The organism is Pseudomonas sp. SGAir0191 (assembly GCF_002812565.2).
GTDB classification, from domain to species: domain Bacteria; phylum Pseudomonadota; class Gammaproteobacteria; order Pseudomonadales; family Pseudomonadaceae; genus Aquipseudomonas; species Aquipseudomonas parafulva_B.
This window is the reverse complement of record NZ_CP025035.2, coordinates 102,430-114,682: the sequence shown is the minus strand read 5'-3', so window position 1 is coordinate 114,682 and position 12,253 is coordinate 102,430. Positions and strand designations below refer to the sequence as shown.

Below are 12,253 nucleotides of genomic sequence, written 5' to 3'. Positions count from 1 at the left end.
CAATGGTGATACCGATGCCTTTCCGTGCCCGACTTCTCTCAGTCTTGTTCGACCCACTCCACGCGCCGCGTCCTGCACGCTGACCCGCCCGAACCGTCCTCTTTTTCGTCGCGCCTCGCCTGGAGTATTGCCATGCTGACCTTCCTCGGCTTCGCCATGGTCGTCACGTTCATGTACCTGATCATGACCAAGCGCCTGTCGGCCTTGATCGCGCTGATCCTTGTGCCCATTCTGTTCGCCATCTTCGGCGGTTTCGCCAGCAAGATCGGCCCCATGATGCTCGAGGGCATCAGCAAGCTGGCGCCCACCGGCGTCATGCTGATGTTCGCCATTCTCTACTTTGCCCTGATGATCGACTCCGGCCTTTTCGACCCTGCGGTGCGAAAGATCCTCAAGCTGGTCAAGGGCGACCCGCTCAAAGTGTCGGTAGGTACCGCCGTGCTGGCCCTGGTGGTATCGCTGGACGGTGACGGCGCCACCACCTACATGATCTGCTGTGCGGCCATGCTGCCCATGTACAGCCGCCTGGGCATGAGCCCGCGCATCATGGCGGGGCTCATCATTCTTGCCGGCGGGGTCATGAACATGACGCCATGGGGCGGGCCCACAGCGCGGGCGGCCAGCGCCTTGCACGTGGACCCTTCAGATATCTTCGTGCCCATGATTCCAGCGATGCTGTTCGGCGTAGTGGCAATTCTGGCCATTGCCTACCTGTACGGCAAACGCGAACGTGCCCGCCTGGGCGAGCTGCACCTGCCAACCGACGATGTCGATCACAGCGACATCAGCGTCTCGCAATATCCAGAGGCGCGCCGGCCTAAGCTGCTGTACTTCAATGGCGCACTGACCGCTGCATTGATGGCAGCCCTCATCGCCGGCCTGCTGCCGTTGCCAGTGCTGTTCATGATCGCCTTCAGCATCGCCATGATCGTCAACTACCCCTGCCTGCAACAGCAGAAAGACCGTATTGCAGCCCACGCCGGCAGCGTGCTGGCGGTCACCGGTCTGATCTTCGCCGCAGGCATCTTCACCGGCATCCTGTCAGGCACCGGCATGGTCGATGCCATGTCCAAAAGCCTGCTGGCCGTCATTCCCGAAGCCCTGGGCCCGTACCTGGCGGTGATCACGGCGATCGTGAGCATGCCGTTCACCTTCTTCATGTCCAACGACGCCTTCTACTACGGTGTCCTGCCGGTGCTGGCCGAAGCGGCAAGCCACTATGGCATCAGCCCGGTCGAAATGGCCCGTGCGTCCATCGTCGGGCAGCCGGTGCACCTGCTGAGCCCGCTGGTACCCTCGACTTACCTGCTGGTCGCCCTGGCTGGCATCGAATTCGGGGATCACCAACGCTTCACGCTCAAGTGGGCAGTGCTGGTGTGCCTGTGCATAATGTTCGCCGCGCTGATCATGGGCATTTTCCCGCTGTTCAGCAGTCTCTGATAACAGACCTCTCTCCACCGCAATGCGCCTCGATACAGGCGCATTGCCTATACCGCTCAAAGGAAAACACATGGAATGGCTGACCAGCCCGGAAATCTGGGTTGCCTTTTTCACCCTGACCGCGCTTGAAATCGTTCTGGGCATCGACAACATCATCATGATCTCGATCCTGGTCAGCCGCATGCCCAAGCACATGCAGCCGCGCACCCGGATTTTCGGCCTGGCCCTGGCCATGGTGACCCGCATCATGCTGCTGCTGTCCATCACCTGGGTAATGCGCCTGACCGACGATCTGTTCGTGGTCCTGGGGCAGGGCATATCCGGACGTGACCTGATCCTGTTCTTCGGCGGCCTGTTCCTGCTCTGGAAAAGCTCGCAGGAGATTTACCATGGCCTGGAAGGCGAAGAAGAAAACGCCGATGAACCCAAGGGCTCTGGCGGCAAGTTCCTCTACACCATCATCCAGATCGCGATCATCGACATTGTTTTCTCGCTCGATTCGGTGATTACCGCTGTGGGGATGGTGTCGCACGTGCCGGTGATGATCGCCGCAATCATCGTCGCCGTGCTGGTCATGATGGCGTGCGCCGGCACCATTGCCGACTTCATCGACAAGCACCCTTCGTTGAAGATGCTCGCACTGTCGTTCCTGATCGTGGTAGGTACCGTGCTGATCGCCGAAGCATTCGATGTGCATGTCCCTAAAGGCTACGTTTACTTCGCCATGGCCTTCTCCCTGGCGGTCGAAGCCATCAATATCCGCATGCGTACGTCGTTGGCACGCAAAGCCGGCAAGGAACACGAGGCCGTGAAACTGCGCAAGGATGTGCCGGGTCAATAACCCCGCGCGTCACGAAATAAAGGGCCCTGCGGGGCCCTTTGCGCATCCCGCCAGCCCTGGCCGCAGATGTTTCAAAATCATGACAGCCATGCGAAGCTGGCGGCAGCGGCATATTAGAACTAAAGCTTGAACAGGCCTGTGCAAACAGCACTGCGCCCACGTCTTTTCGACTGGCCAGCTTGGCCGGTGCAATCAGGGGGCTCTCGTCATGCTGACCCTACTCAACCTGCTTTCGGCAGTCACATTGCTGGTGTGGGGCACGCACATCGTGCGAACCGGCATTTTGCGGGTATTCGGTTCGGACCTGCGACGCATCATCGGCCAGAACATGGACAAACGTCCGCTGGCCTTCATCGCGGGCATTCTCGTCACTGCAATGGTGCAGAGCAGCAACGCAACCGCAATGCTGGTCACCTCATTCGTGGGCCAGGGCCTTATGGCCATGACCCCGGCGCTGGCCATCATGTTAGGGGCTGACGTGGGCACAGCGCTCATGGCCCGTGTACTGACCTTCGACTTGTCCTGGCTTTCGCCCCTGCTGATTTTCCTGGGGGTGATCTTCTTCCTTTCACGCAAGCAGACCCGTGCTGGCCAACTTGGCCGCGTCGGCATCGGCCTGGGCCTGATCATCCTGGCGCTGGAACTGATCGTCCAGGCAGCTGCCCCCATCACCCATGCCCAGGGCGTAAAGGTGCTTTTCGCCTCCCTGACCGGCGACATTCTGCTCGATGCCCTGGTCGGTGCATTTTTCGCCATGGTGTCGTATTCGAGCCTGGCCGCCGTCCTCCTCACCGCCACACTGGCAGGGGCCGAGGTGATCAGCCTGCCTGTGGCCATAGGCCTGGTGGTCGGCGCCAACATTGGTAGCGGCCTGCTGGCGTTCATCAGCACCAGCATGCAGAACGCCGCTGGCCGCCGCGTGGCGCTGGGCAGCCTGCTGTACAAGCTGATCGGCCTGCTGTTGATCATCCCGGTGCTCCACCCGCTGGTGGACTGGATGGACACACTGAGTTTCAGCCCGCAGGAGCTGGTCATCGGCTTCCACTTGCTCTACAACACTGCCCGTTGCCTGATCATGCTACCTACGGTCAAGCCCATGGGACGGCTGTGCAACAGCCTGTTGCCAGAGCGCGAGCGCGACAACGGGCAGATACGCCCGCGCCATCTCGACGCCTCGGCCTTGGAAACGCCCAGTCTGGCGCTGGCCAATGCTGCCCGGGAGACGTTGCGCTTGGGGGACATCGTCGACAACTTGCTCGAAGCCATGCTTGGCGCACTGCGCGGCACCCAGGCTGCATTGCCTCAGCAGGTGCGTGCACTGGGGGAGGATGCCGAGGCCCTGTACAGCGCCATCAAGTTATACCTGGCGCAGATGACCCGCGAGGACCTCAGCGAACACGACAACCGTCGCTGGGCCGAGATCATCGAGCTGGCGATCAACCTCAAGCTGGCCTGCGACCTGATCGAACGCATGTTGCGCAAAGTTCAGCAGCAGAAGACCAGCCAACGACGCGCTTTTTCCCAAATGGGGCTGGAAGAACTGACCGGGTTGCAAGAGCAATTGCTGGCCAATCTGCGCCTTGGCCTCTCGGTATTCCTCAGCGCCGACCCGGAAAGCGCGCGTCTGCTGCTGCGCGAGAAGCGTCGTTTTCGCGCCCAGGAGCGGCGCCTGGCCCATGCCCATGTCAGCCGCCTGCAGCGCAAAGTGGTACAGAGCATCGAGACCAGCTCCATCCACCTGGAGCTCATCGCCGACATGAAGCGGTTGAACTCTTTGTTCTGCAGCAGTGCCTATGTGGTACTGGGCGGCTCGGACACGGGCGGGCTGATGCTCGACAGCGTGCCGGACGAAGCCCCGCCGCCGTGATGTCGCCGACCTGAGGACCCCCGCTCGCCCATGCGTTGCCTGATGTTCATCTGCCTGCTGATGTTTAGCCTCTGCTCCTTTGCCCTGGACCGCGCTCGCGTGGAGGGCTACCTGCTGCCCAACGGCCTGCAGGTCATCCTCAAGGACGGCTACGAACGCGACCATGTGTCTATTCGCCTGGTCGTGGGCGTGGGCCTGGACGACTTCGGCTGTGACCAGAAAGAACTGCCGCACCTGTTGGAGCACTTGCTGTTCAGTGGGGTGGACGACACGGGCGAAGGAGGCCTCGAAGAGCGCCTGCAGGCACTGGGTGGCGAATGGAATGCGTTCACGGGCAATGCCGACACCACGTTCGTGATCGAAGCGCCCGCACGCAATCAGCGCAAGGTACTCGACCTGTTGCTGTCGATCATTCGCGACACCCAGATCGACGCCAAGGCCCTGGCGACTGCCAAGCGCATCATTGAGCGTGAGGACGGTGGCCACTACGGGCATCTACAGCGCTGGCTGGACCGGCAAGACATCGGTCACCCCGCCGGGCAGCAATTGGCAACGGAATTGGGCTTGAAATGCCCCGAGCGTTCCAACCTCGACGACATGACTCTCGAACAGGTCCAGGGCCTGCGCGAGCGTTGGTACGCGGCCAACAACATGACGCTGATCATGGTGGGTGGGCTGGACCGCCTGTTGCCCGCCTACCTGGAAAGAACCTTCGGCGAACTCCCGGCCACCGAGCCGGAAGACCGCCGCGACCTGGAATCGATCAGCCAAGAGGCCAAGCAACGGCGCGACCTGATGCACGGCTGGCTGGGCGACACGGCCAAACTCCACTGGCTGTTCATCGAGCCGGTGCTGGACAACGACCACCAGGCCACCCTGGATCTGCTCTCCCGCTATCTGGACTGGGCAGTATATGACCAGCTGCGCCTGCGCAATGGCTTGTCCTATGGGCCCTCGGTCCAGCGCGAGAGCTTCGGTGATACCGGCCTGCTCAGCCTCAACGCCGACCTTGAGCGCGATGATATAGGAAGGGCGATCGAGGTCATGCGGCGCTTGTTCGATCACTTGCGCGAGCAGGGCCTGGACCCGGAAACCTTTGCCCGCATCAAGCAAGCGAGCATCGCCAAGGAAAGTTGGGCAAACCAGGGCAACAGTGCCCTTGCCGATTACTACTGGGGCGCACTGAACGACTACACCGACGGCCGCTTCGCCAGCCCTGTACGTCAGTTGCAGCGCGTGAGCCTGGAGCAAGCCAACCAGGCGCTCGAACAGTTGCTCGCCCATGAAGGCTACATTCGTATCGAAAAACCGCTGCTCGGGTACGACGAGCTCTACGGCCTGTCGTTCCTGCTGGCAGGGGTGCTGCTCGCCGCATGCCTTCTGCGCTGGCGCCGACAGGCCCCTGACAAGCCAAGCGGTGCTACTCGGCACATGTGAAACGGCGGTATCCTTTCAATGCCCGCGTCGTGCATGCAAGGGCCGCCTCCTAGCCACTCCAAGCATTGCAGCCCCATGCCCCCAATACCTAAGATCGCCCAGCGCATCATCGAACTGCTCAAACGCTATCCGGGCGTCATTGCCTTGGGTGGTTTTCTATCAGGTGTAGGCAGTTTCATCCTGGTCGACCGGCAGGCGGGCCTCGCCAGCTGGATCGCCGTCCTGCTGCTGGTCAGTTGGGTCTGGCTGATGCTCGAAAGCACGCTCACCCGCCTGTTCACGCGTACCTTCAAGCGTGAAATACCCCAGCCGCTGTTGCGCTATGCCACGCAGATGATCCATCAGGAATCCCTGTTCTTCGTACTGCCGTTTTTCTTCATCACCACCACCTGGAACAGCGGCCAGTCGATCTTTACAGGCTTGCTGGGCGCCGCCGGACTGGTTTCGATCATCGACCCGCTGTACTACCGCTGGCTCGCGCCGCGGCGCTGGCTGTTCATGGCGCTTCACACCCTGACCCTGTTCGCCGCCTTGCTGACCGCCCTGCCGATCATCCTTCACCTCACCACCGCGCAAAGCTTCAAGCTGGCCCTGATCATCGCCATGGCCTTGTCCTTCCCGAGCCTGGTCAGCAGTTTTCCGGTCAGCAACTGGCGACGCGGTGTCGCCCTGGTGGTGATCACGCTGGCCGTCGGTGGCGGGGGTTGGTTGTTACGCTCCTGGGTGCCGCCGGCCACCTTGTGGATGACCGAAGTCGCCGTGAGCACCGAGGTCATCAACCGTGAGCCGGGAGATTCACTGGATAAAATCGCTGCCAGCCGTATCCGCAGCAGCGGCCTGTACGCCTACACCGCCATCAACGCGCCGCGCGGCCTGAATGAGCGGATCTACCATGTGTGGCAGAAAGACGGGCAGGAAGTGGACCGTATCGCCCTGGATATTCACGGTGGGCGCAAGGAAGGCTACCGAGCCTGGACCCACAAGCAGAACTTCCCACCCAACCCGGTGGGGCGTTGGCAGGTGAGGGTACTGACTGAGGATGGCCAGGTGATCGGTGTACTGCGCTTCAAGGTAGTCGAGGATGCCGCCGCTTCATGAGCGGCGCATCGTGTAGCGCCAGAAACGCCGGTCAGCCAAAGAACCAGTAGCAAACGCAGATCGCTGCCACCACACCGGAAAACTCGGCCAACAGTGCACACCCCACGGCATGGCGCACCCTTTGGATGCCCACGGCGCCGAAGTACACGGCCAGGACGTAGAACGTGGTTTCGGTACTGCCCTGAATGGTCGCTGCGACCAAGGCAGGGAAGCTGTCCACACCCTGGGCCTGCATGGTCTCGATCAGCATTGCCCGTGCAGCACTGCCGGAAAACGGCTTGACCAAGGCAGTTGGCAGCCCTTCGACAAAGCGCGTATCCAGGCCCATCCAGTTCACCGCATGGCGGATACCGTCCAACGCCACCTCAAGCGCCCCGGATGCGCGCAGTACACCGACCGCCACCAGCATCGCCACCAGGTAGGGCAGCAGGCTCTTGGCAACGTCGAAGCCTTCCTTCGCCCCTTCGACGAATGCTTCGTAGACCTGGACCCGCTTGAGCGCGCCGATGATCAAAAAGACGACGACCACCCCGAACAGCGTGAGGTTGCCCAGGATCGAGGACAAGCTGGCCAGCGCGGCTGCCGACAGTGTGCCGAGAAAGGCCATGAAGCCCCCCAGCAGCAACGCGCCGGGTACCAGGTACGCCAGCACCACAGGGTCCCATAGCCGCAAACGCTGCATCACCGCGACCGACAGCAGCCCTACCAGCGTCGACACACTGGTGGCCAGCAGGATAGGCAGGAACACCATGGTTGGGTCGGGCGCGCCTTGCTGGGCGCGGTACATGAACACGGTTACAGGGAGCAGGGTCAAGGAAGACGCGTTGAGCACCAGGAACAGGATCTGCGCGTTGCTGGCCGTGGTGCTGCTGGGGTTGAGCGTCTGCAGGGCACGCATGGCCTTCAAGCCGATAGGGGTAGCAGCATTGTCCAGGCCCAGACCGTTGGCCGCGAAATTCATGGTGATCAGCCCTAGCGCAGGGTGCCCAGGCGGCACTTCGGGCATCAGCCGTGCGAACAAAGGGCCCAGTACCTTGGCCAGCCACTCGACGATACCTGCCTGCTCGGCGATCTTCAGAAAGCCCAGCCATAGGGTCAGAGTGCCGAACAGCAATACCATGACCTCGACCGACAGCTTCGCCATGGCGAAGATGCTTTCGACCATGGCCGCGAAGATGCCGGCGTTGCCACCCACCAGCCATTGAGCCATGGCAGATATGGCCGCTACCAGGAAAAAGCCGAGCCACAAGCCGTTGAGCATCCACGTACCTCCCCGAAAATGCCCGAATCATAACGTATCGAACACTGCCCTGGCTGCGGCTCGCCGTGAGTATGGATGCCGCAGACAACAAAAAGCCCCGACGGGTCGGGGCTTTGGGTCCAACAGGTTTGGCCTCAGCGTTTGGCTGCTTCACCCACCATGGCAGTTTCAGGCTTCTCGGCGATCAGCGAAGCGTAGTACAGCTCGCCCTTGGCCGCGTCGTACATGCCTTCCCAGCGGGAGATGACCAGCGCCGCCAGGGCATTGCCGATCACGTTGAGTGCCGTGCGCGCCATGTCCATGATGCGGTCGACACCGGCAATGAACGCCAGGCCTTCCAGTGGGATACCCACGCTACCCAGGGTGGCCAGCAGCACCACGAACGAAACGCCTGGTACCCCGGCGATGCCTTTGGAGGTCACCATCAAGGTCAGCACCAGCAGCAACTGCTGGCTCCACGACAGGTCGATACCGTAGAGCTGGGCGATGAAGATGGCCGCGATGCTCTGGTACAGAGTGGAGCCGTCGAGGTTGAACGAGTAGCCGGTGGGTACCACGAACGAGCAGATCGATTTGGGCGCGCCGTACTTCTCCATCTTTTCGATAACCCGTGGCAGGACGGTTTCCGAGCTTGAGGTGGAGTAGGCCAGGATCAGCTCATCTTTCATGATGCGCATGATCTTGATCACCGAGAAACCGAACAGGCGCGCTACCAGCCCCAACACCATGAAGGCGAAGAAGGCGATGGCGAAATACACAAGCAGCACCAGCTTGGCCAGTGGCAGCAACGAGCTGAAGCCAAAGTTGGCAACGGTCACCGCGATCAGCGCGAACACACCGATCGGCGCGTACTTCATGATCATGTGGGTGACTTTGAACATGGTCTCCGATACGGCCTGGAAGGTGCGTACCAGAGGATCGCGCAGCTCGGCTTGCAGGCTCGAAAGGCCAAGGCCGAACATGACCGAGAAGAAGATGATCGGCAACATCTCACCGCGCATCAGCGCCGCGAAGATATTCGACGGGATCAGGTTGAGCAGGGTCTCGATGAAGGCATGCTCATGCTGCACCTCGGCGGCGGTCGCCTGGTACTTGGAGATGTCCACTGTACCGAGGGTGCTCATGTCGATACCCGCGCCCGGATGGAACAGGTTGGCAAGCACCAGGCCCACGACAATGGCAATGGTCGTGACGACCTCGAAGTAAAGAATGGTCTTCAGGCCAATACTGCCAAGCTTCTTGGCATCGCCAACCCCTGCGATACCCACGATCAGCGACGAGATCACGATCGGGACTACGATCATCTTGATCAGGCGAATGAAGATATCACCAGCAGGCTGAAGGACGTTGCTGATCCACCAGGCCTTTTCTGCACTGAAATGGTTCAGGAGCGCGCCGATTGCAACGCCCAATACCAGACCTATGACGATCTGCCAGGCGAGGCTCAGTTTTGCCTTCTTCATGTCTTTACCCTTTGTTGTAGTGGTCATGTCGACTAACGGCTACCGGACAGCAGATGGACACAAGCCCGGAGTGAATTCGCCGATTAGCGACGTGTTGTAAGGACAGCGCAGACGAGCGCAGGGCTCGGTCGGCGAAAAAGGCCGCAACTATTGCGATGGGAAGAAGGGAAATCTAATGCCGGAAACGCATACCCCATACCGATTGAGCATGGGAAAGTAAGGGCATTCGTAAGGGTATAGGCGTCCTGCGAGGCGCTGTTCGGAATCCCGAACAAGACATAAACGCCAGATGGCGGCTGAAATAGTCGCAAAGAAATGTAGAAAACGTTGCGTTGTTCGACAATCCGAATGCTTCAAACGCAGCTGATATAGATAGCACAGCTCATGAAAAAAAAGACGCGCGGTTGAGACAAAATGTGTCCCCAGATGGATTTCGTGCATCGTGCACTGCCATCTGGATGGCTCCTCGGAAGCCAGGTCCACCCTGAAGATCGTTCACGGCTCTACTGACCTGGAACTTCCGATTCTGCCTTGCCTGACCCGGCCCAACAGGTGGAGGCACTCCCTGTACCCCTAGGCCACTCCGATCCTGTAGCGATCAAAACAGCCCGGCCCCTTGGTCATGTGCTGCTCCTCCTCGGAGCGGCGCATCATAGAAGGCTGCAAGCCTACGGCCGTTCAGCTTCTATTTCATGACAGTGCCGAACCTGAACCACACCGGTCTTGCGACTCAGTACCAGTTCGGGTCCCGCTTGAGTTGCTCCTGAAGCATGGTTTTCATGCCCTCGTCAGGTTTGCCAAGCCACCGATACTGCGCATGGCGGGTGGGCGACTTGTCGCTGGGCAGGCCTTCCGGTACCTCCACCAGCATCCCGTAGGCATCATCCTTGTCCCAGCTGAATGCGACGATCAAACGCTTGTAAGTGCATTTGTCCGCGGCTTCGCAGAGCGGGCCTACGAGGTAGTTATCACCGTCTTCCGTGACCGCCGACATCTGCTGAGGCGAACTTCCCGTCAGGTTCAACACCCAATCGGGCAGGCGTTCCTCGCCTTTTACGGCGTCCTGCCAGGATTCCCGGTACTCGGCGTCGCTACCCAGCAATTGATCGACGCGTAGCTGGCCATCATTGGCCGCCAGCGCTGCTGCAGTGGCGCTCATCATCAGAACGCCAGCTACGGCATTGCGTAACAGCCTGCTCATCTGCGACCGCGTCCAAAGAAGAACGAAGCAACGAAAAGAACCAGGAAGACGATGAACAGGATCTTGGCGATACCCGTTGCAGCGCCAGCGATACCACCAAAGCCCAGAACTGCAGCGACGATGGCGATGATGAGGAAAGTGATAGCCCAGCTCAGCATGGTGATTCTCCTTTGTTTTCAAAAGCAGGGTGATCAGAACACCCAACGGTCCTGTGGTACGACATGTTCAACGGTTGCAGGGGACTCGGCCTTGCCCTTCGATGGCAGCGGCTCGGCTGCTTGCACGAGGTTACTGGCGCGGGTGTTCTGGATCTGCGACAGCAGGGCGGTTTGCGCCGCCACTTGGTCGGCCAGGCGGGCGGTTTGCACACTGTAGTAGAACAGCCCTGCTGCCAAAGTCAGCATGACCGCGATGCCAAGCGACATGATCTGACGCAGTGGCAGGGCGGTAACGTGCAAACGGTTGACAGATGGGCGGTTCATACCGGCTTCTCCTGCTGTGATTTTTGTCCAGACTTGAACAAGTAATTGCAGCCTGCGTGCCAGCTTTGAAATTATAAAATATCCTTATTTTTCAAAGAGTTAAAAGATTGAACCATTAGGACCTACCACGTATCCTGCACGATGCCCCCTGGGGGGCCGTGCGAAATGCACGATCACCCTTCAACCTTGGTTGCCACCTTGAGCATGTCGGCATCGACCCCACGCACACCAATGATCTGTCTGGCGATGTCCGTCGCGATATTCTTCTGCTCCGGGCTGACGACTTCGCCGGAGAGTCTGACCAGGCCATCCTGGCTCACCACCTTCAGATTCAGCCCGTCAAGGTTGCGGCTGAAGCTGTAACTGCTTTGGACCTTATCGACGATCCAGGCATCGCTTGGCTGCGGTCCGGTCGGGGCATCCACAGGCTGGTCTTTAGCTTTGATCATGGCTGCGGTGTCCAGGCTGATCAGGTTGTTGACCAAGTACACCCCCTCGGTCGTACGCGCCACGACGCCCGCAAGCTCCTTTGCCTCGGGGTTGTCTACCCGTCCCCGGAGCGTGACGACACCGCTGTCACTTTGTACCTCTATGGGTGCCTTCTCAGTCAGGCGGCTCCACAACAGCCGTGACCGTATGACTGCCGTAAGCGTCACGTCCTCCGTGCGCTGGGCATAAGCGCGCAACGCCAGTGGACGCTCGACCAGCTCAGGATTGACCTGCACCTGATTGTCGACCTTCTCGATACCTGAAGTGGCCAAGGCCACCTCCTCGACCAAACGTCGCTCAACCTCATTCTCGACCTCCCCAGCTAAACGCGCCGACGCGCCATCGACCTTAACGGTGATTCGATAAGGATTGAGGATCCGATTCAAGGACACTGCCGTCTGCAGCGAACCTTCCAGGCGAGCATCGTGGACAGGATCGTCACTGGCCACAGCGGCGAGGGGCAGCAAACTGACCGCTAGCGCAAGTGCGCGAAAGGGGAAAGGCATGTCGTAGTCTCCTTTTGTAGGCAAAATCTGAAACTCTTCGCAACCAATGTGCCAACCAACCTCTCTAAGCAAATCGCCGGCCCCACGGGTGTCTTCAAGCTTCCTGGTCGACCCGCTGGCGTGCAAAGGGCAGAATCCTTCAGAATTGACCATGCAACTTGCCCGATT

The 12,253-nt window shown here is 60.1% G+C and carries 11 protein-coding genes; 5 read left to right on the top strand and 6 right to left on the bottom strand.

Going from position 1 to position 12,253, the window contains the following annotated elements:
- Positions 1-132: 132 nt before the first annotated feature.
- The 5 genes from CWR53_RS00550 to CWR53_RS00530 all read left to right on the top strand — a co-directional run bounded on the left by CWR53_RS00550 (position 133) and on the right by CWR53_RS00530 (position 6,683).
- Positions 133-1,440 (top strand): CitMHS family transporter, encoded by a 1,308-nt coding sequence (locus CWR53_RS00550; RefSeq protein WP_058603701.1) that lies wholly within the window; start codon positions 133-135, stop codon positions 1,438-1,440.
- 70 nt (positions 1,441-1,510) lie between these two features.
- Positions 1,511-2,281, top strand: coding sequence for a TerC family protein (locus CWR53_RS00545; protein WP_027913220.1), 771 nt, complete (start codon positions 1,511-1,513; stop codon positions 2,279-2,281).
- 208 nt (positions 2,282-2,489) lie between these two features.
- Positions 2,490-4,148, top strand: a complete 1,659-nt coding sequence (locus CWR53_RS00540) for a Na/Pi cotransporter family protein (protein WP_100850560.1) — start codon at positions 2,490-2,492, stop codon at positions 4,146-4,148.
- A gap of 30 nt (positions 4,149-4,178) precedes the next feature.
- Complete coding sequence (locus CWR53_RS00535) at positions 4,179-5,585, top strand: pitrilysin family protein (protein ID WP_100850559.1); 1,407 nt, start codon at positions 4,179-4,181, stop codon at positions 5,583-5,585.
- Between the two features lie 75 nt (positions 5,586-5,660).
- Entirely contained in the window at positions 5,661-6,683 is a 1,023-nt protein-coding gene (locus tag CWR53_RS00530) for a DUF5924 family protein (protein ID WP_058638702.1), read from the top strand.
- Between the two features lie 31 nt (positions 6,684-6,714).
- On the opposite strand, the gene CWR53_RS00525 is transcribed toward CWR53_RS00530, so the two are convergent.
- From CWR53_RS00525 to CWR53_RS00500, 6 genes are all read right to left on the bottom strand, one after another.
- Complete coding sequence (locus CWR53_RS00525; RefSeq protein WP_100850558.1) at positions 6,715-7,944, bottom strand: nucleoside recognition domain-containing protein; 1,230 nt, start codon at positions 7,942-7,944, stop codon at positions 6,715-6,717.
- A 134-nt stretch (positions 7,945-8,078) separates the two neighbouring features.
- Entirely contained in the window at positions 8,079-9,407 is a 1,329-nt protein-coding gene (gltP, locus tag CWR53_RS00520; RefSeq protein ID WP_058603696.1) for a glutamate/aspartate:proton symporter GltP, read from the bottom strand.
- 730 nt (positions 9,408-10,137) lie between these two features.
- Positions 10,138-10,608 carry an inhibitor of vertebrate lysozyme family protein gene (locus CWR53_RS00515; protein ID WP_100850557.1) on the bottom strand — a complete coding sequence of 157 codons (471 nt, stop codon included), beginning with the start codon at positions 10,606-10,608 and terminating at the stop codon, positions 10,138-10,140.
- Positions 10,605-10,766 carry a DUF1328 domain-containing protein gene (locus tag CWR53_RS00510; protein WP_023532363.1) on the bottom strand — a complete coding sequence of 54 codons (162 nt, stop codon included), beginning with the start codon at positions 10,764-10,766 and terminating at the stop codon, positions 10,605-10,607. The genes CWR53_RS00515 and CWR53_RS00510 overlap by 4 nt, the downstream gene beginning before the upstream one ends.
- 33 nt (positions 10,767-10,799) lie before the next feature.
- Positions 10,800-11,090 carry a hypothetical protein gene (locus tag CWR53_RS00505; protein WP_058603694.1) on the bottom strand — a complete coding sequence of 97 codons (291 nt, stop codon included), beginning with the start codon at positions 11,088-11,090 and terminating at the stop codon, positions 10,800-10,802.
- Between the two features lie 173 nt (positions 11,091-11,263).
- Positions 11,264-12,085, bottom strand: coding sequence for a BON domain-containing protein (locus tag CWR53_RS00500; protein ID WP_100850556.1), 822 nt, complete (start codon positions 12,083-12,085; stop codon positions 11,264-11,266).
- Between the last annotated feature and the right edge of the window lie 168 nt (positions 12,086-12,253).